This window comes from Jiella flava (assembly GCF_017349315.1).
GTDB classification, from domain to species: domain Bacteria; phylum Pseudomonadota; class Alphaproteobacteria; order Rhizobiales; family Rhizobiaceae; genus Jiella; species Jiella flava.
In genome coordinates, this window is sequence record NZ_JAFMPP010000008.1 from 152,503 (window position 1) to 174,300 (window position 21,798).

23 protein-coding genes and 1 pseudogene are annotated in these 21,798 nt (G+C 63.5%); 12 read left to right on the forward strand and 12 right to left on the reverse strand.

Annotated elements, in window-relative coordinates; genetic code table 11:
- Positions 1-10: 10 nt before the first annotated feature.
- Positions 11-736 (reverse strand): phosphonate metabolism transcriptional regulator PhnF, encoded by a 726-nt coding sequence (phnF, locus tag J1C48_RS11125; RefSeq protein WP_207257914.1) that lies wholly within the window; start codon positions 734-736, stop codon positions 11-13.
- Between the two features lie 107 nt (positions 737-843).
- Here phnF and phnG point away from each other — a divergent pair, with 107 nt between their 5' ends.
- From phnG to J1C48_RS11140, 3 genes are read left to right on the forward strand one after another with little or no spacing between them, the layout of a single operon-like run.
- Positions 844-1,302, forward strand: a complete 459-nt coding sequence (gene phnG / locus J1C48_RS11130; protein WP_207257915.1) for a phosphonate C-P lyase system protein PhnG — start codon at positions 844-846, stop codon at positions 1,300-1,302.
- Positions 1,302-1,910, forward strand: a complete 609-nt coding sequence (phnH, locus tag J1C48_RS11135; RefSeq protein ID WP_207257916.1) for a phosphonate C-P lyase system protein PhnH — start codon at positions 1,302-1,304, stop codon at positions 1,908-1,910. Before phnG ends, phnH begins: the two co-directional genes overlap by 1 nt.
- Positions 1,911-1,913: 3 nt before the next feature.
- Positions 1,914-3,044, forward strand: a complete 1,131-nt coding sequence (locus tag J1C48_RS11140) for a carbon-phosphorus lyase complex subunit (protein ID WP_207257917.1) — start codon at positions 1,914-1,916, stop codon at positions 3,042-3,044.
- Positions 3,045-3,058: 14 nt separating this feature from the next.
- Here the strand turns inward: J1C48_RS11140 and J1C48_RS11145 are convergent, their stop codons facing one another.
- A complete protein-coding gene (locus J1C48_RS11145) occupies positions 3,059-3,229 on the reverse strand; it encodes a hypothetical protein (protein ID WP_207257918.1) in 171 nt (56 codons plus the stop codon).
- 68 nt (positions 3,230-3,297) lie between these two features.
- Here J1C48_RS11145 and J1C48_RS11150 point away from each other — a divergent pair, with 68 nt between their 5' ends.
- The gene (locus tag J1C48_RS11150) at positions 3,298-4,179 is read left to right on the forward strand and encodes an alpha-D-ribose 1-methylphosphonate 5-phosphate C-P-lyase PhnJ (protein WP_207257919.1); all 882 of its coding nucleotides are present in this window, start codon (positions 3,298-3,300) and stop codon (positions 4,177-4,179) included.
- 55 nt (positions 4,180-4,234) lie between these two features.
- Here J1C48_RS11150 and J1C48_RS11155 read toward each other — a convergent pair whose 3' ends face one another.
- Both J1C48_RS11155 and J1C48_RS11160 read right to left on the reverse strand, forming a co-directional pair.
- Positions 4,235-4,582, reverse strand: a complete 348-nt coding sequence (locus tag J1C48_RS11155; RefSeq protein WP_343217695.1) for a BrnA antitoxin family protein — start codon at positions 4,580-4,582, stop codon at positions 4,235-4,237.
- A complete protein-coding gene (locus J1C48_RS11160; protein ID WP_207257921.1) occupies positions 4,527-4,826 on the reverse strand; it encodes a BrnT family toxin in 300 nt (99 codons plus the stop codon). The genes J1C48_RS11155 and J1C48_RS11160 overlap by 56 nt, the downstream gene beginning before the upstream one ends.
- Positions 4,827-4,897: 71 nt before the next feature.
- On the opposite strand from J1C48_RS11160, the gene phnK reads away from it, so the two are divergent.
- The 6 genes from phnK to phnE all read left to right on the forward strand — a co-directional run bounded on the left by phnK (position 4,898) and on the right by phnE (position 10,362).
- Complete coding sequence (gene phnK / locus J1C48_RS11165) at positions 4,898-5,677, forward strand: phosphonate C-P lyase system protein PhnK (protein ID WP_207257922.1); 780 nt, start codon at positions 4,898-4,900, stop codon at positions 5,675-5,677.
- A 4-nt stretch (positions 5,678-5,681) separates the two neighbouring features.
- Positions 5,682-6,410, forward strand: a complete 729-nt coding sequence (gene phnL, locus J1C48_RS11170; RefSeq protein WP_207257923.1) for a phosphonate C-P lyase system protein PhnL — start codon at positions 5,682-5,684, stop codon at positions 6,408-6,410.
- Positions 6,410-7,033 (forward strand): DapH/DapD/GlmU-related protein, encoded by a 624-nt coding sequence (locus tag J1C48_RS11175; RefSeq protein WP_207257924.1) that lies wholly within the window; start codon positions 6,410-6,412, stop codon positions 7,031-7,033. Before phnL ends, J1C48_RS11175 begins: the two co-directional genes overlap by 1 nt.
- Positions 7,034-7,143: 110 nt before the next feature.
- Positions 7,144-8,004, forward strand: a complete 861-nt coding sequence (gene phnC, locus J1C48_RS11180; protein WP_207257925.1) for a phosphonate ABC transporter ATP-binding protein — start codon at positions 7,144-7,146, stop codon at positions 8,002-8,004.
- Between the two features lie 51 nt (positions 8,005-8,055).
- Complete coding sequence (gene phnD, locus J1C48_RS11185) at positions 8,056-9,066, forward strand: phosphonate ABC transporter substrate-binding protein (protein WP_207257926.1); 1,011 nt, start codon at positions 8,056-8,058, stop codon at positions 9,064-9,066.
- A gap of 450 nt (positions 9,067-9,516) precedes the next feature.
- Positions 9,517-10,362 (forward strand): phosphonate ABC transporter, permease protein PhnE, encoded by an 846-nt coding sequence (gene phnE / locus J1C48_RS11190; protein ID WP_207257927.1) that lies wholly within the window; start codon positions 9,517-9,519, stop codon positions 10,360-10,362.
- A 108-nt stretch (positions 10,363-10,470) separates the two neighbouring features.
- Here phnE and J1C48_RS11195 read toward each other — a convergent pair whose 3' ends face one another.
- The 7 genes and pseudogenes from J1C48_RS11195 to cyoA form a co-directional block, all read right to left on the reverse strand.
- Complete coding sequence (locus J1C48_RS11195; RefSeq protein ID WP_207257928.1) at positions 10,471-11,388, reverse strand: dihydrodipicolinate synthase family protein; 918 nt, start codon at positions 11,386-11,388, stop codon at positions 10,471-10,473.
- A 144-nt stretch (positions 11,389-11,532) separates the two neighbouring features.
- Entirely contained in the window at positions 11,533-12,288 is a 756-nt protein-coding gene (locus J1C48_RS11200; protein ID WP_207257929.1) for an HAD family hydrolase, read from the reverse strand.
- A 44-nt stretch (positions 12,289-12,332) separates the two neighbouring features.
- Entirely contained in the window at positions 12,333-13,139 is an 807-nt protein-coding gene (locus J1C48_RS11205) for an SURF1 family protein (RefSeq protein WP_210345371.1), read from the reverse strand.
- Positions 13,140-13,279: 140 nt separating this feature from the next.
- Positions 13,280-13,684, reverse strand: a pseudogene (gene cyoD, locus J1C48_RS11210) (cytochrome o ubiquinol oxidase subunit IV); the annotation flags it as partial.
- Positions 13,684-14,310: a cytochrome o ubiquinol oxidase subunit III gene (cyoC, locus tag J1C48_RS11215; protein ID WP_207257931.1), complete on the reverse strand. Its 627-nt coding sequence runs from the start codon at positions 14,308-14,310 to the stop codon at positions 13,684-13,686. The pseudogene cyoD and the gene cyoC, both read right to left, overlap by 1 nt.
- A 3-nt stretch (positions 14,311-14,313) precedes the next feature.
- Entirely contained in the window at positions 14,314-16,317 is a 2,004-nt protein-coding gene (gene cyoB, locus J1C48_RS11220) for a cytochrome o ubiquinol oxidase subunit I (RefSeq protein ID WP_207257932.1), read from the reverse strand.
- Between the two features lie 57 nt (positions 16,318-16,374).
- On the reverse strand, positions 16,375-17,475 hold the full coding sequence (cyoA, locus tag J1C48_RS11225) for a ubiquinol oxidase subunit II (RefSeq protein WP_207257933.1): 1,101 nt from the start codon (positions 17,473-17,475) through the stop codon (positions 16,375-16,377).
- Positions 17,476-17,670: 195 nt separating this feature from the next.
- On the opposite strand from cyoA, the gene J1C48_RS11230 reads away from it, so the two are divergent.
- The gene (locus J1C48_RS11230) at positions 17,671-18,990 is read left to right on the forward strand and encodes an MFS transporter (RefSeq protein WP_207257934.1); all 1,320 of its coding nucleotides are present in this window, start codon (positions 17,671-17,673) and stop codon (positions 18,988-18,990) included.
- A gap of 390 nt (positions 18,991-19,380) precedes the next feature.
- On the opposite strand, the gene J1C48_RS11235 is transcribed toward J1C48_RS11230, so the two are convergent.
- Positions 19,381-19,998: a GNAT family N-acetyltransferase gene (locus tag J1C48_RS11235; RefSeq protein ID WP_207257935.1), complete on the reverse strand. Its 618-nt coding sequence runs from the start codon at positions 19,996-19,998 to the stop codon at positions 19,381-19,383.
- 495 nt (positions 19,999-20,493) lie between these two features.
- Between J1C48_RS11235 and J1C48_RS11240 the strand changes: the two genes are divergently transcribed.
- Positions 20,494-21,789: an Hsp70 family protein gene (locus J1C48_RS11240; protein ID WP_207257936.1), complete on the forward strand. Its 1,296-nt coding sequence runs from the start codon at positions 20,494-20,496 to the stop codon at positions 21,787-21,789.
- The last annotated feature ends 9 nt before the right edge of the window (positions 21,790-21,798 follow it).

Sequence of the window (21,798 nt, forward strand, 5' to 3'; positions counted from 1 at the left end):
GGCGTGGTTCTTAACTGGCGAAGAACAGCTCGAAGCGGTCGGCGAGGAATCGGGTGCGGACCACCTGGATCGGGTGGAGATCGGTGTCGGCATCGATGCCGACCGTCTGCAGGAGGGGGGTGCCGACGGCGCAGCCGAGACGCAATGCCTCGCTCGGCCCGGCGGTCTGTGCCGTCACCCGGGTCTCGACGCGCCGATAGTCCGCGACACCGAGCCGGGCGAGGGCAGCGGTGATCGATCCGGTTTCGGCATAGGCCGTGACCATGCCGTTGAAGCGCTCGGCCACAAGCCAGCTCGTGGCGATGAGCACGGGCGTTTCGTCGGCGGCGCCGAGGGTTTCCAGTCGCAGCAGCTGCGTTCCCGGTCGGCAGCCGAGCTTTTCGGCGATCGCGATGGTGGCGGCTTCGCGCCCGGTGCCGATCAGCCGTCCGCCGGGATTGTGCGCCGCCGCCGCGACGTTTTCCGAAAAGCGGGTCTTGGCGCCGATGCGATAGGTCATGCGGCCGACATCGCCGGCGACGAAAGTGCCTTTGCCCCGTTCGGCGCGGAGCAGGCCTTCCGCCGTCAGCGCCGCGATCGCGCGGCGAACCGTATGACGATTGACCGCAAATCGGTCGGCAAGCTCGGTCTCCGGCGGCAGCTGTGCGCCGAACGCGCCATTCGCTAGCGCCGCGCGCAGCGCGTTGCTCACCTGCAGCCACTTGGCGACGCCCTCGGCGGTCTCCGTCAAATTCATCAGGCTCTTTCACGGCGTCATTCAACTGTCACTCCGGACGTGCTAGTCGATGACTGGACAGTTGTCTATACAAATAGACAATTTGCTGGGATTGAAGGGTGCTTCGCATGCGGTCTGCTGCCGATCCGACCGAGCGCCGCCGCCGCGCGATGAGTGCCTTTGCGCAGGCGCCGGCCGGCTTTCTCGAAGCGCGGTGGCCGAGTTTGGCCGACGGGCGCACGATTGTGCCGGTGCGAGGGCCGGAGGTCGGGCTCGTCATGGTGCGGGGACGGACCGGCGGTGGCGGCGCCGCCTTCAATCTCGGTGAGGCGAGCGCGACGCGGGCGAGCGTGCGTCTTGCAAATGGGCCGGTTGGTCACGCGATGATTCTCGGCCGCGATCTGGAAAAGGCCCGTCACGCCGCCGCCTTCGACGCCCTCTGGCAGATCGATACATGCCAGGCGGCCGTCGAGCGGGAGGTCGTTGCCGAGATCGAACGGCTGATCGCAGCGGCGGACGGCCAGCGCGCCGAGGAAACGGCGGCGACGAAGGTGGATTTCTTCACGATGGCACGCGGGGAAGACTGATGGTCACGCAAGACGCAGCGGTGGCGACGGCGCGGACAGTCGAAGGCGGCTTTGCCGATCCGGTGTTCGACGCCCAGGCGGTGTTCGCCAAGCTCCTCGCTGCCATGGCGCGGCCGGGAACGGTGGTCGATCTGGGCGATCGCTGCCGGCCGCCAGAGCCGCTGAGACAAGCCCAAGGCGCGGTGCTTGCGGCGATGGCCGATGCCGCCACGCCCGTCCATGTCGAGGCGGCGAGTGACGATCTAGCCGCTTGGCTCGCCTTCCAGACTGGCGCGCGGCTGCGTCCGATCGAAGAGGCGGCCTTCGCGGTCGTCTCGACGCTTCGCCCGATGCTGCTCGAGGCCCTGCCGCTCGGGACGCTGCAATATCCCGACCGCGCGGCGACGGTGCTCGTCGAGGTCGACGATCTGACCGCCGGCGACGGCTTCGTCCTCACTGGGCCGGGTGTCGACGGGGTGCAGACCATCCACATCCTCGGGCTTGACAGCGGCTTCACCGAGCTTCGCCAGCGCAATCGCGCACTGTTTCCCTGCGGGTTCGATCTGATCCTCACCTCAGGCACCCGGCTGATGGCCTTGCCGCGCTCAACCGTCGTCGAGAGGAGCTGAGCCATGTATGTCGCCGTCAAGGGGGGCGAGCGCGCCATCGCCAATGCCCATCGTTTGCTCGACGATCGCCGTCGCGGCGATCGGCAGGTGCCGGCCCTGACGCTCGAGCAATTGACCCAGCAGTTGGCGCTGGCGGTGGACCGCGTCATGGCCGAGGGTTCGCTCTACGATCCGGAATTGGCCGCGATGGCTGTGCGCCAGTCGCGTGGCGATCTGATCGAGGCGATCTTCCTGCTGCGCGCCTATCGCACGACGCTGCCGCGCTTTGCCGTGTCGCTGCCGATCGAGACCGGGCGGATGCGGATCGAGCGGCGGATCTCGGCAACTTACAAGGATCTGCCTGGCGGCCAGCTGCTCGGCCCGACCTTCGACTACACCCACCGGCTGATCGAGCCGGCGATGGCGGCGGATCTGCCGGTCGAGGCGCCGGAGCGCCGCGTGGCGGAGAGCAGTCGCAGTGCCCCGCGCGTCACCGACATTCTGGGCGATGAGGCGTTGATCGAAAGCGATGGCGCAGCGGACGGCAACGATCCCGCCGATCTCACCCGCGAACCTCTCGCCTATCCCGCCGCGCGGGCCCTTCGGCTGCAGGCGCTGGCGAGGGGAGACGAGGGCTTCCTTCTCGGCCTTGGCTATTCCACGCAGCGCGGCTTCGGGCGCACCCATCCCTTTGTTGGCGAAATCCGTATCGGCGAAGTGGATGTCGAGGTCGAGATCGACGGCCTCGATTTTACCGTCGTCATCGGCCGGGTGCGGGTCACCGAGTGCCAGATGGTGTCGCAATTTACCGGCTCGAAATCCGAGCCGCCGCAGTTCACGCGTGGATACGGGCTGGTCTTCGGCCAGATGGAGCGCAAGGCGATGGCGATGAGCCTTGTCGACCGTGCGCTTCGAGCCGACGAGTTCGATGAAGAACGCCGTGCCCCGGCGCAGGACGAAGAGTTCGTTCTCGCCCATGCCGACAACGTCCAGGCGACCGGCTTCGTCGAGCACCTGAAGCTGCCCCATTATGTCGACTTTCAGGCCGAGTTGCAGCTGTTGCGCACGATGCGCGCCACGGCCGCTGGCGTGGGCGGTGACGGCGAGCCGCCGACTGGCCGCAAGAACTCAGACGACGCGGAGGCGGCACGATGACCGAGCTTTCACCCTCATTCGTCCCGGCGCTTCCGTTTGTCGCTCCCGTCAGCGGAAGGCGGCGGCCGGCCGGTGAGGCTACGGCCATGCTTGCCTGTGACCGGGTCGCGATAGACGAGAAAATACCAGCCGGCGAGAAGACCGAACAGGATTGCGAAAAGTTCGCCGAGCGCCATCCACGCCATCGGAACGCACCTCTCTCTGGTGTGGCGCCGGGCCGCGACATCCCCGTTCGTCATGCGGGAGCCTTGCGATGAGTGCCGGGCTGCCTGCCTACAACTTCGCCTATCTTGACGAACAGACCAAGCGGATGATCCGCCGGGCGATCCTGAAAGCCGTGGCGATCCCCGGCTATCAGGCGCCGTTCGCCAGCCGCGAGATGCCGATGCCCTATGGCTGGGGAACCGGCGGCGTGCAGGTGACGGCGGCGGTCATCGGCCCGAACGATGTCTTGAAAGTCATCGATCAGGGCTCCGACGATACCACCAACGCGGTCTCGATCAGAGCCTTTTTCGGCCGGGTCGCCGATGTCGCGGTGACCACCAGGACGCGCGAGGCGACAATCATCCAGACCCGTCACCGTATCCCGGAGGCGCCGCTGAGCGAGGGCCAGACGCTGGTCTATCAGGTGCCGATCCCGGAACCCTTGCGTTTCCTCGAACCGCGCGAGACCGAAACGCGGATCATGCATGCGCTCGAGGAATACGGGCTGATGCATGTGAAGCTTTACGAGGATATCGCCCAACACGGCCATATCGCCACCACCTACGCCTATCCGGTGAAGGTCGAGGGCCGCTATGTGATGGATCCGTCGCCGATCCCGAAATTCGACAATCCGAAGATGGACAACTGCCCGGCGCTGCAGCTCTTCGGGGCCGGCCGCGAGCAGCGGATCTATGCGATCCCGCCTTATACGACGGTCGAGAGCCTCGACTTCGAGGATCATCCCTTCGCCGTCCAGACCTTCTCCGAATGCTGCGGCCTATGCGGGGCGACCGGCGTCTATCTGGACGAGATCGTCACAGACGATCGCGGCGGCCGGCTGTTTGCCTGTTCAGATACCGATCACTGCGAAGAGCGGCGCGCAGCGGGCCATGTCGGACCGGCTGCCGCACCGCTGGAGGCTGCGCAATGAGCCGCGGGGCGGCTCTGGCGCCGCAGCCGGGCATGGCGCGGCAAAGCCCGCGGCGTCACTCGGCAGGCGCTGCGGCGCGCAAGGCTTCGTTGATGCGCGCTTCCCAGTCGTCGCCGGCGCGCTGGAACCGCTCGACGATGTCGCGATCGACGCGGATGGTGGTTCTCCCCTTCAGCCGAAATTGCGCCTCTTTCCAGCCGACGAACTCGATTTCATCTTCTTCGATCGGCGGGTTGTCGGGATCGAGCAGTGCGTCGGCCGTGATGGCTGCATCTTCTTCAGGCGTCATCGCCGCCAGAGCCCTCTGGGTCTTTTCGTGGGCCTCGGCCCAGTCTTCGGCTGTCGCCTCAGTTTTGATGAAAACTTCGCGTCTGACGATCATAGCGTTTGATCTCCCGGTCATTGGCCTTTCGGAACGAGATGACACGTATTCGTCCGTCTCGCTCGGTATAGACGAGAACGTGCAGGCGTTCTCGCACAAATCCGATCGCCTTGATCCGCACTTCACCGTAATCGATACGGTTATCTTCGCCGAAGATGGCGGTTGTGAAGTTGAACTGCAACACCTCTTCGAATGCGGGACGTCCGCGCCGGAGATTGTCCGTCGCTTTGGCATCGTCCCATTCAAATCCCTGCCTACCACCCATGTGCCGACACAGCCAAGACACGTGCCCGTGGTGGGACAGAATGCATCTTCTGGTTCGTGGTGCGCAAGTTCATGACCGACGACCTCCCACTCCTCACCGTTGACGCCGTCACCCGGCATTATGGCGCCCATATCGGCTGCAAGGCGGTGTCGTTTGCGCTGTTTCCCGGTGAGATCCTGGCGATCGTCGGCGAATCCGGATCCGGCAAGACGACGCTGCTCAACTGCCTGTCCTGCCGGATGCCGGTGAGCAGCGGCACGGTGTCCTATCAGATGCGCGACGGCGGCATGCGCGATCTGGCGACGCTGACCGAGGCCGAGCGGCGCTTCCTGATGCGCACCGATTGGGGCTTCGTGCATCAAAATCCCGCCGACGGCCTGCGCATGCGGGTCTCGGCTGGCGCCAATATCGGCGAGCGGATGATGGCGGTCGGCGATCGCCATTACGGCCGGATCCGCCAGACGGCAGAGGATTGGCTCGCCCGGGTCGAAATCCCCGGCACGCGGATCGACGACCGGCCGACGGCGTTTTCCGGCGGCATGCGCCAGCGCCTGCAGATCGCCCGCAATCTCGTCACCGCGCCGCGGCTGGTGTTCATGGACGAGCCGACCGGCGGTCTCGACGTTTCGGTGCAGGCGCGCCTGCTCGACCTCTTGCGCGGACTGGTCGGCGAAATGGGCCTGTCGGCGATCGTCGTCACCCACGATCTCGCCGTCGCGCGGCTGCTGTCGCACCGGATCATGGTGATGAAAGAGGGCCACGTGATCGAACACGGCCTGACCGACCGCGTGCTCGACGATCCACAGCATCCCTACACGCAGCTTCTCGTCGCCTCGATCCTGGAGGTCTGAATTCATGCGCGGTGTCTCGCCTGAAACGCGACTGATCGTCGAAGCCGTTTCCAAAAGTTTTACCAATCACTTGCGCGGCGGTGTTCATCTGCCGGTGGTCAGCGGCGTCGCGTTTCATGTCGATGCCGGCGAGGTGGTCGTTCTCGGTGGTCCATCGGGCGTCGGCAAATCCTCGATCCTGAGGATGATCTACGGAAATTACGCTGCAGAATCTGGCCGGATCCTGCTGCGTGGCGCGACCGATACGGCGTTCGTCGACGTCGCGCCGGCAAGCCCGCGCAGGGTGATTGCGCTGCGCCGCGATGTCGTCGGCTATGTCAGCCAGTTCCTGCGGGCAATCCCGCGGGTTTCGGCGCTCGATGTGGTCGCCGAGCCGCTTCTGACGCGCGGCATCCCGCTGGCGGAAGCCCGTCCGCGCGCGGCGGCTCTGCTGACGCGGCTGAACCTGCCCGAGGCGCTGTTCGAGCTGCCGCCGGCGACCTTTTCGGGCGGTGAAAAGCAGCGCGTCAACATCGCCCGTGGGTTTCTCACCGACCACCCGCTGCTCGTTCTCGACGAGCCGACCGCCTCGCTCGACAACGCCAATCGCAACGTGGTTTGCGCGCTGATCGAGGAAAAGCGCCAGCGCGGCGTCGCCATTCTCGGCATCTTCCACGATGAAGAGGTGCGCGAGCGCATCGCCACCCGCATCGTCGATGTCTCGGCCTTTTCCGCGCGCAAGGATGCGGCGTGATGCCGAAGCTGTCCGAAACGCCGCTTGTCCATCCGAGCGCCGAAGTCGCGGGCTGCGATCTTGGCCGTTACACCGAGGTTTCCCAGCGCAGCCGCATGTCCGAGACGTGGCTCGGCGACTATTCCTATGTGATGGAAGACTGCAGCATCTGGGCCACCTCGATCGGCAAATTCGTCAATATCGCCGCGGCGGTTCGGATCAACGCCACCAACCATCCGACCTGGCGGGCGACCCTTCACCACTTCACCTACCGGGCCGGCGACTATTTCGAGGGCGCGGACAACGAGGCCGCTTTCTTCGACTGGCGCCGGGCGCACCGGGTGGTCATTGGTCATGACGTCTGGATCGGCCATGGCGCGACGATCTTGCCGGGTGTCACCATCGGCAACGGCGCGGTGATCGGAGCCGGAGCCGTGGTCGCGAAGGATGTTCCACCTTACACGATCGTCGGCGGCGTGCCCGCGAAGACCATCCGCCGCCGCTTCAACGAGGACATCGCGAGCCGCATGCAGGCGCTGGCTTGGTGGGATTGGTCGCACGCCGAACTGCACGAAGCATTGGAAGATTTCCGTAAGCTAGACGCTGCGGAATTCATCGTCAAATACACGGATAAGTGTAATTAATCCAACGGATAATGACCGTCATCCAAGCATCATAGAGGTGTCATCTAAGTCTCATCTTTTGAATTTAATGATTTCATCATGTCAGCGGCGACACCGAGCGGGAGCATGTCATGACGGCGATCGCAGTCGAGAATCTGTCCAAGCGGTTCTTCAGGATCCAGGCGCTGTCGCAGATCGGGCTTGTCGTCAAGGAGGGCGAGATGGTCGCACTGATCGGCGCGTCTGGCTCCGGCAAGTCGACCTTGATGCGCCATATCGCCGGGTTGGAGCGCGGCGATGCCGGTTCGCATATTCGCATCTTCGGCGAGACCCAGCAGCGGGATGGCAAGTTCGGCGCCAATATGCGGGCGCTGCGCGGCAAGACCGGCGTGATCTTCCAACAGTTCAATCTCGCCGCCCGCCTGCCGGTGATCACCAATGTCCTCGTTGGCGTCCTCGGCCGCATTCCGGCCTGGCGCGGCACGCTCGGCCTGTTCACGCGGGCCGAGAAGGAGGATGCGATCGCCGCGTTGTCCCGCGTCGGCATCGCTGAAAGGGCATGGCAGCGCGCCTCGACGCTGTCGGGCGGCCAGCAACAGCGCGCGGCGATCGCCCGGACCTTGATGCAGCGCTCGAAAATTCTGCTCGCTGACGAGCCGATCGCGTCGCTTGATCCGGCCTCGGCACGCCGAGTGATGGATGCGTTGGCAAACATCAATTCGAGCGACGGCATCACGGTGCTCGTGTCGCTGCATCAGGTGGAATATGCGCGGGTCTATTGTCCGCGCACGGTCGCGCTTCGTGAGGGCCGGGTCGTCTATGACGGTCCGTCCGACGCGCTCACCGACGCCTTTCTGACCGAACTCTACGGAGCGGCATCAGAAGAGCTCGTCTTGCCGCAACGCCTTCCGGTTAAGCCGCAAGCCGCCGAGGCCTCCGCCTCGACTCCCTCTGACGTTCGTCAGCGGCAGAAGGACCTGATCCCCGCCTGACAATGCGGGGTGCTACCCTATCCGTCACTCTCTTCAACAGGAAGATCACCCATGAACTTCTTCTCGAAGGCGCTCGCCACTGCGGCGATCGCTCTGTCCCTCGGCGGCACCGCTGTCGCCAAAGACGTTACGGTCATCAACTTCGGCATCATCTCGACCGAAAGCCAGATGAATCTGCGCCCGAAATGGGAGCCATTCCTCAAGGATATGGCCAAGCAGACGGGCTATGAGGTGCATCCGTTCTTCGCCACCGACTATGCGGGTGTGATCGAGGGCATGCGCTTTGGCAAGGTCCAGGTCGCCTGGTTCGGCAACAAGTCGGCCATGGAAGCCGTCGATCGCGCCGACGGCCAGATCTTCGCCCAGTCCACCTATGCGAACGGGAACGCCGGCTACTGGTCGGTCATCCTCGCGCCGGTCGATTCCAAGCTGACGTCGGTCAACGATCTTTTGAAGTGCGACAAGACGCTGAAGTTCGGTCTCGGCGATCCGAACTCGACCTCCGGCTATCTGGTGCCGATGACCTTCGTCTTCGCCAAGCACGGCGTCGATCCGCAGAAATGTTTCAAGACGGTGACCAACGCCAATCACGAGACCAACGCCATGGCGGTTGCCAACGGTCTGGTCGACGCGGCGACCAATAACACCGAGAACATGGCGCTAATCGAGAAGAACCATCCCGACGCCTACAAGAAGATCAAGATCATCTGGAAGTCGACGATCATTCCGTCCGATCCGCTGGTCATCTCGAAGAAGCTGCCGGCGGCGGAGAAGGAAAAGATTGAGCACTTCGTTCTTTCCTACGGCACCGATAAGTCCACGGGCGACGCGGCCGCCGAGAAAAAGGTACTCGCCGGTCTCGAATGGGGGCCGTTCAAGCCGTCGAACGACGATCAGCTGCTGCCGATCCGGGTCATGGAAATGACCAAGGATATCGCGCAGCTCAAGGCCAAGACCAATATGGATGCGTCCGAGAAGGCGGCGAAGATCAAGGATCTCGAAGCCAAGAAGGCGGCCTATGAGAAGAAGCTCGACGCCATGAGCAAAACGTCGGGCTCGTAACAGCTGATCCGCAGCGGCTGTTGGTGCTGCGTTGACATCGAGGACGGCCGTTCCCGGGATCGGAGGTCGGCCGTCCGAGCCTATCGCCTGCCATGGCTCGCCAGCATCGGCCCGGAAATCGGGATCGAGCGCGGGCAAGAATGACGCATCAAATCAATGCGGCAGCGCCTCCTCTGTGCATTTGAACCCAGGTCCAAAGGGCGCGCTATCGCTCCGCCAGCGGATCGTTTGACGCCGACGGTCGGCAGAGCGGCGGCGGCGCAACAGGCTTGAAACGGCCAGGGGCCGAACGCTGCGCGCCGCCGGGATAGAGCATGGTGCCGAAAGGTTGCACGACGTTTCGGGTCACATCATGCGGCAAAACAATGGCTTGCAGCGAAGTGGCGATTCCAGTTCATCGCATTCCGCTCTAGCCGGCCAAAAACCGTCCGATGAGAGGCACGACCTGACATGAGCACGACGAGCGACACTGTTCCTAAGTCGGCCGGCGGCGGTGTCGCCAAACCCATCGCGCTGTCGGTCAATCGAGGGCGAGACTGGTCGCGCACCATCTGGAATGTCGTGATCGCCGGCGGTCTGATCGCATCCCTGGTAATCAGCTGGGGGCCAGCAGACATGGGGAGCTGGATCTCCCTGTTCACCGATTCCAGCAATATGGCCCAATATCTGGAGGGCTTTTCCCATCCCGACTTTTCCGAGTGGCATTATTACGTTCAGGAGATGATCGTCACCGTCGAGATCGCGGTGTGGGGCACCTTCCTGTCGCTTATTCTGTCGATCCCCTTTGGTATCCTGTGCGCGCGCAACATGGTGCCCTGGTGGATCCTGCATCCCTGCCGTCGGCTGATGGATTTCTTCCGCGCCATTCAGGAGGTGGTCTGGGCGGTGCTGTTCGTCGTCGCCGTCGGCCTCGGCCCCTTTGCCGGCGTCATGGCGCTGTTCATCCATAACACCGGCATCATGGCAAAACTGTTTTCCGAGGCGGTGGAGGCGATCGATCCGCGCCCGGTGGAGGGTATTCGCTCGACCGGCGCGACGCGGGTGCAGGAAGTCGTCTTCGGCGTCATCCCGCAGGTTCTGCCGCTCTGGGTCTCCTACACACTCTACCGCTTCGAGACGAATGTGCGTGCCGCCACCGTACTCGGCATTATCGGCGCCGGCGGGATCGGTCAGATCCTGTTTGAGACGGTGCGCGGCTTTTATTACGGTCAGACCGCCGCGATCCTCATCATCATTGTCGTGACGGTGGTGATGACCGACCTGTTGTCCCAGCAGCTTCGCCGCTTTGTGACGTGAATTTGCGACGGCGCAAGCCCATCGCCGATTCTCGGCGCGCCAAATGCCTTTGGGCAAGCGGCGTGCGCTGTCTTTGCAGGTGCGTCTCCTTTGATCAGACGATCGCGGTTACAGCCCCCACTTCATCGCGATCGGATCGAGCGGGCGGAGATGGTCGATCAGCTCGGCCCGGGTCTCGGGCGAAAGCGGTGGGATCGGATGGCGGCAAAATTCCGATTTAAAGACCTTGCCTTCGACCATCGCCGCCTTGGCGGCGCGAAAGCCGCATTGCCGGTTCTCGTGATTGACCGCCGGCAGCAGCCGCTGATAGCCGGCGAGGGCAGCCTGGCGGTCACCTTTGAGATGATCCGTGACGACCGCGCGGATATGTTCGGTCACCATCGCCGAGCACATTGTGCCCTTGGCACCGGCGTCGAGATCGGCGAGCATGGTGATGCCTTCTTCGCCGTCGAACGGGCATTCGATCGCCTCGCCGCCCTCGGTAATCAGCCGGCGGAGTTTCGTCGCGGCGCCGATCGATTCGATCTTGAACATCTTCACCATCTCGATCTCGCGGGCCATCCGCACGAGCAAAGGAACCGAGAGGTCGACGCCGGACAGCGGCGCGTCCTGGATCATGATCGGGATGCCGACCTCGCCGACGCGCTGAAACTGCTCGAAGGTTTGCTCCGGCGTGCCCTTCAAAAGCGCGCCGTGATAAGGCGCCATCATCATCACCGCACGGGCGCCGAGCGCCTTGGCGAGGCGGGCCCGTTCAACGACGATCGGCGTCGCGAAATGCGAGATCGTGACGATCATCGGCACCCGGCCGCCGGCATGCTCGAGGCAAAGCCGGGTCAGCGTCTCCCGCTCGGCATCGGAGAGCAGGAACTGTTCGGAAAAATTCGCCAGGATGCAGATGCCGTCGGCGCCCTGGTCAACGATGCAGTCGAGCGCGCGGCGCATGCCGTCGAGATCGAGGGTGCCGTCGTCATGGAATGGTGTTGGCGCGACAGGCCAGGCGCCGGTGTAGGTATACTTCGTCATGGCAGAAATCAGCTCGTCGGGGCGATGATGCAAAGGGCAATGACGGCTGCGACTCAAGATTTTGATTTGGCGCAGGGCGCATCAAGCGCATAAGGCCACATCTGCGTATACGTTGCAATCGCCCCTTGGATGAGGCGACGTGCGTCAGCCTCGCGGGTTCGCGCCGGCGTCAAATTGTCGGCTCGGCCAGCGGCCGAGATGCTGCAGGAGATGCGGCAAATGAGTCACGTCGTCGAGGATATGATCGGCCTCGGCCTCGAGATCTTGGCGCGTCGACGTCCCGGTGAGAACCCCGACGCACAGCGAAAACGCTGCCGCGCGGCCCATGCGGATATCGTGGAGATTGTCGCCGACCATGGCAAGTGCGTACGGGGGAAGGCCCGTTGCCTTCGAAAACGCCGTCGCCATGCCCGGCTCGGGCTTGCCGCCATGGCCACTGTCATAACCCGCGACGAAGTCCAGAAGGCCGTCGAGACCGATCGTGCGCAGTGTCGCGTGCGCGCCGGCGACGCTATCGCTGGTCGCGACGCCGCTGCGCATGCCCGCTCCGTGCAACTCTTGGAACAGCTGCACGACGTTGGGCACGGCCACCGCCGCCGCGGCGCCTTCGGTGAAAATCCGGTCGAGCTCGCAGGTCAACGCGGCGGCGGTGAAGGGCGAGCCGGCGTTCCGCCAGGCCTGGGCAATTTCAATCGTATGGCTTGCCGCGAGCAGGCTGCCGGCGGCGATCCGTCCGGTGACGGGGTCGTGCCCGCCGATGCGCAGCAGATGTTCAGCGAGATCTGGATCGCCATCCGCCGCAAAGCACGCCGCCGCGACATTGATCGGCGCCCAGGTCGCGCTGTAGTCGACGAGGGTGCCGTCCTTGTCGAAAAGAACGCCGAGGATCGGATCTGCCATGGGTAGGCCCTTATGCAGCCGCCAGTCTCATGCCGGTCTTTGGGTCAGACGTCCTCGCGCCGCTCCTGCCGCACCACGACGACGGCCCCGATCAGGACCAGCAGCGCCATGCCGAACCAGGTGAAGGCGTAGACCAGATGCTCGTTGCGGAAATAGATCCGCGTCAGACCGGGAATCGGATAATGGAGCTTTGTCGTGTCCGGCACGCCCATCTCGACATTCGGTAGCGGTTGGTGGTCGCGCGGTGAACCGGCGTCGATGAAATATGGGGCGACCGGCCCGTCGACCCTCTCGGTCTTGGCGATCGCCGCGACATCGCGGGAATACCACCGGCCGTCTGCCGGATCGTTCGCGCGCAAAAAGCCGCCGCCCGGCTGGCTCATCCGCAAGAGACCGTTGACGGCGATGGGCTGATCGGTGAGGGCGGCATCGGCGGCAAAGTCGCGCGACGGCACAAAGCCGCGATTGACGAGCACCGTGAAGCCGCGCTCGTCCTTCAGCGGCGTCATCAGCCAGAAGCCGCCGCCATAGTCGGTCGTCGCCTGGGCGAAGGCGCTGGCGCCTTTGACGAAACGGCCGGTGGCCGCGACGTGGCGATATTCGTCGCTATCGAAGCTGACCGCGCCCCAGTCCTTCGGGCCGGGCGCCGGCACCGGCGCAGCCGCGACGCGCGCGTTCACCGCCGCGATCAGGTTTAGCTTCCACACCCGCCGTTCGAGCTGCCAGATGCCGAGACCGATGAAGCCGGCAAACAGGATCAGGCCGGCGAGGGCGAGGAGCGCCCGCTTGAAACGAGAGCGGGGACGACGCTCGCGCGCCGCCCCCGGATCGATGGTGGAATTGTCGTCCAAAATGTCGGCCTTCCTCGAAAGGCTCGGCGATGCGGCGGTTAATGCGCCGCCGCGTCGCCGGGCTTGGCGGTCGAAGCCGCGTTGCCGTCGGGCTTGGTCTGGAAGCTCTCGCCGGCATTCACGCCATCGATGTCCATCGACATGCCCTGCATGGTCGCGGCGCCCATCGGCATCATGTTCTTGTTGAGGTGGTACATCACCCAAAGCGAGCCGGAGATGGTGATCACCACGAGGACGACGGTGAAGATCAGCGCCATGCCGGTCCAGCCGCCCTCGGACTTGGAGTCCATGTGCAGGAAGTAGATCATGTGGACGATGATCTGGGCGACGGCGAACAGCACCACGAGGATGCCGGTCAGCACCGCGTCCTCCAGCGGGCGGGCCATGACCAGCCAGAACGGGATGACCGTGAGGATGACCGACAGGATGAAGCCGGTCATGTAGCCCTTCATGGTCGAATGCGATTCACCGCTTTCGTGATGGCCGTGGTGGTCGTCGTGGTGACCGCTTTCGTGGGCCGTGGACGCGTGGGAGGCGCTGCTCATCAAATCACCCGAATGAGATAGACGAAGGTGAAGACGCCGATCCAGATGACGTCCAGGAAGTGCCAGAACATCGACAGGCACATCAGGCGGCGGCGGTTGGCTTCGATCAGGCCGCGCTTGTAGACCTGTACCATCAGCGTGATCATCCAGATGATGCCGAAGGTCACGTGCAGGCCGTGGGTGCCGACGAGGGTGAAGAAGCCGGACAGGAAGCCGCTGCGCTCGGGCGAGGCGCCCTCATGGATCAGGCCAGCGAATTCGTAAAGCTCGATGCCGACAAAGCACGCGCCGAACAGGGCGGTAACGATCAGCCAGCCGAGCACCGCTTCCTTCTTGCGGTTCTGCATGGCGATCATCGAAAAGCCGTAGGTGATCGACGAGAACAAGAGCATCGCCGTGTTGACGGCCAGAAGCGGCAGCTCGAAGATCTCGTCCGGGCGCGGGCCGGCGGCGTAATTTCCGGCCAGGACGCCGTAGGTCGCGAACAGGACAGCGAAGATGAGGCAGTCGCTCATCAGATAGATCCAGAAACCGAGCATCGTGCTCGATCCCGGGGCATGTTCATGTTCGTCGAGGTCGAAGAAGACCGGCGTGCCGATCTCCTGACTCTGGATTGCTTCAGACATCAATTAACTCCGCGAAGCCAGGGCATCGGCGAAGGACTTTTCCGACGCCGCGACCTCGTCCGCCGGGATGTGATAGTCCCGGTCGTAGTTGAAGGTGTGCCCGATGGCCGTCGCGATCAGAGCGACGAAGCTCACGAAGGCCAGCCACCAGATGTACCAGATCAGGGCAAAGCCGCAGATCGTCGAGAGCGCCGCCAGGACAACGCCGGCTCCGGTGTTCTTCGGCATGTGGATCGGCTTGAAGCCTTCCATCGGCCGGCTGAAGCCGCGCCTCTTCATGTCGGCATAGGCGTCGAGGTCATGGACAACCGGGGTGAAGGCGAAGTTGTAGTGCGGCGGCGGCGAGGAAGTCGCCCATTCCAGCGTTCGGCCGTTCCAAGGATCGCCGGTTGTGTCGGCGAGCTCGTGACGCTTGCGGATCGAGACGAAGATTTGCAGCAGGAACGCACCGATGCCGCAGGCGATCAGCGCCGCACCGAAGGCGGCGATGATGAACCAGATGTGCAGCGAGGGATCGTGGAACACCCGCAGGCGGCGTGTCACACCCATCAGGCCGAGCACGTAGAGCGGCATGAAGGCGAAGTAGAAGCCGATCACCCAGAACCAGAAGCTGACCTTTCCCCAGAACGGATCCAGCTTGAAGCCGAAGGCCTTTGGAAACCAGTAGTTGATCGCCGCGAACATGCCGAACAGCACGCCGCCGATGATCACGTTGTGGAAGTGGGCGACCAGGAACAGCGAGTTGTGGACGGTGAAGTCGACTGGGGGAACGGCGAGGAGAACGCCGGTCATGCCGCCGAGGGTGAAGGTCACCAGGAAGGCGATCGTCCACATGATCGGCAACTCGAAACGCACCCGCCCCTTATACATGGTGAAGAGCCAGTTGAAGATCTTCGCCCCCGTCGGGATCGAGATGATCATCGTGGTGATTCCGAAGAAGGAGTTCACGCTGGCGCCGTTGCCCATGGTGAAGAAGTGGTGGAGCCACACGAGATAGGCGAGGATGGTGATGACCACCGTCGCGTAGACCATCGAGGTGTAGCCGAACAGGCGCTTGTCCGAAAAGGTCGCGGTGACTTCGGAGAACACGCCGAAGGCCGGCAGGATGAGGATGTAGACCTCCGGATGACCCCAGATCCAGATGAGGTTGAAGTACATCATCGAGTTGCCGCCGAGGTCGTTCGTGAAGAAGTGCATTCCCGCGTAACGGTCGAGCGACAGGAGGGCGAGGACGGCGGTCAGGACCGGGAAGGAGGCGACGATCAGGATGTTGGTGCACAGCGACGTCCAGGTGAAGACGGGCATGCGCATCATGGTCATGCCGGGCGCCCGCATCTTGATGATCGTCACCAGGAAATTCACGCCGGAAAGCAAGGTGCCGACACCGGCGATCTGCAGACCCCAGATGTAATAGTCGACGCCAACCCCGGGACTGTTCGAGGCCTCTGCCAGCGGCGGGAAGGCGAGCCAGCCGGTCCGGGCGAACTCGCCGATGAAAAGCGAGGCCATGATCAGCACCACGCCGCCGGCGGTCATCCAGAAACTGAAATTGTTGAGGAAGGGGAAGGCGACGTCGCGGGCGCCGATTTGCAGCGGCACGACGATGTTCATGATCCCGACGATCAGCGGCATCGCCACAAAGAAGATCATGATCACGCCGTGAGCGGTGAAGACCTGATCGTAGTGATGCGACGGCAGGAAGCCCTGTGAGCCGTTGAAGGCCAGCGCTTGCTGGGTACGCATCATCAGCGCGTCGGCGAAGCCGCGGAGCAGCATGACGATCGCCAGCACCATGTACATGACGCCGATGCGCTTGTGGTCGACGCTGGTGAACCACTCTTTCCAAAGATAGCCCCAGAGTCGGAAATAGGTGAGGGCGCCGACCACCGCGGCGCCGCCGATGGCGACGGCGAGAAACGTCCCGATGAGGATCGGCTCGTGATACGGGATCGAATCGAGCGTCAGGCGCCCGAAGATCAGCCTTGTGAGATCCGTATTGCCCAGCATGGATTTATCTCTGTGTGTAAGATCGCAAGGTCCGGCGATGATCGCCGGACCGTTCGGTCAGTTCGTATGAAGTTGCGGCGGGGCGACGCTACCTTGGCCGGCGTTCGAGCCGGCGTCGGGTTTTAATTCGTCGCTGTGCGGCTTGTAATTCGAGGCCGGCGCGGTGGCACCCTGGGCCTCGAGGGTATGGCCGTAGGCATCCAGATCGTAGGTGTTGTGCGTCAGGCGATTGACGTCGATCGTCTTGCCGGCGTCCATCTTGCCTTGGTTGATGTCGACGATCTGCTGCATGCAGAGCTTACCCTTCGGGACGCACATGCCGACCACCCGGTCGAACAGGCTCTTGTCGACCGACGTGTAGTAGGTGACCGGCACGTCCTGGCTCGGCTTGGCGAGATCGAGATAGGCCGCCCTGTCGAGCGTCTTCTTCGAGGCCTTCAGATTGTTGATCCAGGCCTCGAAATCGCCCTTCTTCTGGCCATAGAACTTGAAGCTCATGTCGGAGAAGCCGGCGCCGTTATATTGCGAGGCGAAGCCGTCGTAGACACCCGGCTTATTGATGACGGCGTGCAGCTTGGTTTCCATGCCGGGCATCGAGTAAACCATGCCGGCCAGCGTCGGGATGTAAAAGGCGTTCATCACCGTGTCGGCGGTGAGATCGAACTGGATCGGCCGGTTCACCGGCGCCGCCAGCTCGTTGACCGTCGCAACGCCGTATTGCGGGTAGATAAACAGCCATTTCCAGTTCAGCGCGACGACCTGTACCTCGAGCGGATCCTGCTTGAGATCGACCTGCTGGCTGGCAGTGACCTTATCGAGCGGGCGGAACGGATCGAGCAGATGGGTGCCGACCCATGTCACCGCGCCAAGGACGATGATGATCAGCAGCGGCACGGTCCAGATCACCAATTCGAGCTTGGTGGAGTGATTCCAATCGGCATCGTAATCGGCCTTCTTATTGGAAGCCCGATAGCGCCACGGAATATAGAGCGACATGACGATGACCGGCACGATGACGATCAACATCAAGCCGGTGGCGATCAGCAGCATGTCGCGTTGCCGCGCTGCAATATCACCGTTGGGAAACAGCAGGGCGGAATCACAGGCGCTCAACAGAAGGGGGAGCGATAGGACTGCGAGAAGGCGAAAGGGACGCAATGGAGCGGCCTCGTATTGAACTGGATCGGAATGTGGGTAGCCCGGCGGGAACCGGTCATTGACTGCCACACGGCGCTGGTATTGAACAAAACGCGCAGTGCCTCAACCCCCTTTTCGGTGACACGGCGCCACCTTACACGTCGTTAATGTGCGGCACGCTTGCCGCTTGACCCTATTCGTGCTTGGGATCGCAGAATGAGCGAGACAGTTGCCCACCCCCATTTCGCAGATGCACCCGAAGCGCGGGACGTTGGAGGGCATGCCCTCAATCCCAGCGAGATCGCGATCGGCGTCGTCATTGGACGAACGTCTGAGTTTTTTGACTTCTTCGTGTTCGCGATCGCCTCGGTTCTGGTCTTTCCGCAGCGAATCTTTCCGTTCGTGACGCCGGTCACCGGCGTTTTGTATTCCTTCGCGATCTTCGCGCTGGCCTTTCTTGCCCGTCCCTTCGGAACCTGGCTGTTTATGACGATCGACCGTCTGCACGGCAAGGCGACGAAGCTGACGATCGCGCTGCTGATGCTCGGCACCTCGACGGTGGTCGTGGCCTTTCTGCCGACCTACGATCAGATCGGCCCTGCGGCGATCTGGCTGTTGGCCCTGCTTCGGATCGGCCAGGGCCTCGCCATCGGCGGATCATGGGATGGTCTGGCCTCGCTGCTTGCCATGAACGCCCCGGAAAATCAGCGCGGCTGGTGGGCGATGGTGCCGCAGCTCGGCGCGCCGTTCGGCCTTGTCGTCGCCTCGGGCCTGTTCGCCTTCTTCCATGGTTTTCTGCCGTCCGAGCAGTTCTACGAGTGGGGCTGGCAGTTTCCGTTCTTCGTCGCCTTCGCGATCAATGTCGTGGCGCTCTTTGCCCGCCTGCGCATCGTCGTGACGCCGGAATATGTGCATCAGTTCGAGCGCCGCGAGTTGCAGGCGACCCGCGTGCGCAAAACCCTCCGGCAATATTCGAAATACATCATCGTTGGCGCCTTCGCTCCGCTGGCGAGCTTCGCGATGTTCCACATGGTGACGGTGTTCCCGCTGTCCTGGGTCGATCTCTTCACCGACGAGAACGTTACCCACTTCCTGATCATCGAGGCCGTTGGCGCCGCCATCGGCGCGGTTGCGATCGTCGCCTCGGGCATCCTCGCTGACAAATACGGGCGACGCCAGTTGCTGGGGATGACGGCCTTGTTCATCGCCATCTTCAGCGGATTCGCCCCGTCGCTGCTGGCGCAGGGCGCTGCCGGCGAGATCATCTACATGGTCTTCGGCTTTATCCTGCTGGGTGTGTCCTTCGGCCAGTGCTCGGGCGCCGTCGCCTCAAACTTCCCGCGCAACTATCGCTACACCGGCTCGGCCTTGGTATCGGATCTGGCCTGGCTGTTCGGCGCGGGATTTGCCCCCTTCGTGGCGCTCTACCTCTCCTATCATCTCGGACTGGTGGCCTCGGGCCTCTATCTGTTGTCGGGCGCGGTCGGAACCATGCTGGCCCTGCGCTACAACAACTTGCTCGAAAATCGCGGCTGAGCCCGGGGCTGCGCCGCCAGCTTCCGCCTCTCACCTCCGCATCGGAGCTGCAAACGGGCCGGCTGAGAGCTGCCGGTCCGATTTGATTCGGGCAGGTCGGCCACGGCGTCGCGCCGTCATGACCGTTATCCCGCCGCGGCTCCCCATGTTTACGCATTTTAGAAATGCACTAAATGCATGGCTGGCGAAGGGATGATGGGACGCAAGACCATGCGCCGATAACGCCCGGCGCCATCGATATTGGCTGCCGGCCGCGATGAGCGGCACGAGCGCTCGAAACGGAGCGTAACCGAGACGTCTTGAAGCGGGCCGCGAGCACGAAGCGTTATCGCGCAGATCATCACGGGGTGACCGCCGCAAGCGCGATGCCTTGGCGCGCAAGTGCTCGTGTCAGTCGCTTGTGGCAGGCTCAAACAGCGGCACCTGCGGCGCGGTCTCTCTCGGAAACAGGCCGATGAGGCGCGGATCGTCGGCAAGCTCCAGCATTTGGCGCACCGGTGTGAAACCGGCCCGGTGATAAAAGGCCATCGCCCGCGGGTGGTCGATCGTGTTGGTGTGCAGCCAGAGCCGCTCGATCCCGCGGCCGAAGGCGAAGCGCACCAGCTGGGACATCATGACATGGGCGGCGCCCGAGCCGGCAAGCTCCGGCGTGACGCCGAAATAGACGAGTTCGGCGGCGCCTTTCTGGGAAAAGTCGAGTTCGGCGATGCCCTGTGCCGTCCCGTCGACGAACAGCGCGTGGATCACCGTGGCCGGGCTGGTGATCTTGGCGGTGATCGCATCAGGGCTCTGGATCAGGCGCTGGTACCAGAGATGATGCGAGCCGACGCGGCGAATCAGATCGCTGTACCAGTCGAGGTCCGGGGCTTCGACAAGCGCAAAGCGCCAGCCTGGTTGATCGATTGCGATATGAGATCCAGTCTCCGGCGGCTCCCGCCGCTCCAGAATCGTCGCGATTGCGGCGATTTTGCCGAGGGGAATGTCGGTGAAACCGTCGGGCAGGACCATTGAAACCATCTCACGTGAGGGACCGATCCGCGGCCGCGCGCAGGCGGCGGGGCTTTGATTGCCCGATAGCGGGCATGTGCGCGGAAAGCAACGCCGCGTCGTGCATCGGGAGACGTAAAGCCTTTGCACTTCAATGTCGTCCGCGCTTCAGTTTGGAGCATGATGGTGCCGACAGGTTGTAGGACGTTTCGGGTCACATCATGCGGCAAAACAAGGGCTTGGAGCGAAGTGGCGATACCGGTGAATTGCATTGCGCTAACGCGCCGGGCGTCCGATCGGACACACGGTGGACGCGCGATCGGATGGAGTCTCAGCATTGGGCTTTGCCGAAAATCGATTTCGATTTTCCGGCCGATGCTGTAGAGACGCCGCTCGCTTCGATTTGCGCCGCTGGAGCAGCACGCGCTTTCAGTTCCGTGTTTCGATTTCGTCTGCGTCTCCTCGTCGCCTGATCTTCTGCGGAGGGGCGTTTCGATTTCTGCCAGAGCGTTCGTCATGCCAAACCTTTTCGCCGGGCTCGATTTCGGCACCACCAATTCAACGCTCGCACTTGCCGCGGCTGCCGGCGTCCAGGGTGCGCCGCGACTGCTGGCGCTGGAAGGGGAGGCCTCGACCTTGCCCTCGGCGTTGTTCTTTAGCTTCGAGGATGGGGACACCTATTTCGGCCGCGCCGCGGTCTTTGAATATGTCGATGGCGCCGAGGGGCGGTTCATGCGCGCCTTGAAGTCGGTGCTCGGGTCCTCGCTGATGGAGGAGACGACGCGGGTTGGCCGCGAGCGCCTGAGTTTCGTCGCGTTGATCGGCCGCTTCCTGGCCCATCTGCGCGCCAAGCTGGAGGCGGAAGCCGAATATGCCGCAGCGACAGGCGAGGGGCGCGTCATGCTCGATCAGGTGGTGCTCGGCCGCCCGGTGCGCTTCGTCGACGACGACGATGCGGCCGATCGGGCGGCGCAGGACCAGCTGGAGCAGGCGGCGCGGGGTGTCGGCTTCTCAGATATCGCCTTCCAATACGAACCGGTCGCGGCGGCACTCTATTATGAACGTACGATCGCCGCCGAGGAACTCGCCTTGGTGGTCGATATCGGTGGCGGCACCTCCGACTTCACCGTGGTGCGCCTGTCGCCGCGCCGGGCAGCGGCCTTGGATCGCAGCAGCGACATTTTGAGCTTCACCGGCGTCCATGTCGGCGGAACCGATTTCGATCGGCTGTTCTCGATCGCGCAAGTGATGCCGCATTTCGGTCTCGGCAGCGACACCGCCGACGGCAAACGTCGGCTGCCGGTCTGGTACTTCAACGACATGGCGACATGGCACCGAATCAACACGCTGTATACGCCGGCGATCGCTCGCGACATCAAAGCGCTCGAACGCGAGGCGGCCGAGCCAACGCGGCTGGCGCGGTTCGGCCATCTCCTCGCCCATCGCTCCGGACATCGTCTCGCCGGCGCCGTGGAGAGTGCCAAGATCGCGCTGAGCGACGCGGAATCGACCGAGGTGGTGCTGACCGAGCCCGGCTTGTCGTTCAAGGCGACGACGAACCGTTCGGCCTTCGAGGCGGCGACGGCGGATCTCGTCGGGCGGATCTTAAACGCCATCGAGGCGGCGCTTCGCGGCGCCGGAGTCTCGGCTGGAGCGATCGAGACGGTGATCCTCACGGGCGGCGGCGCCCAGGTGCCGGCGGTTCGCCAAGCGGTCGTCGCGAAATTTCCCGAGGCGCGGATCACCCAGTCGGATGCCTTCGGTTCGGTCGGTCTCGGTCTCGGCCTCGACGCCGCGCGCAAGTTCGGCTGAGAGCCTGCG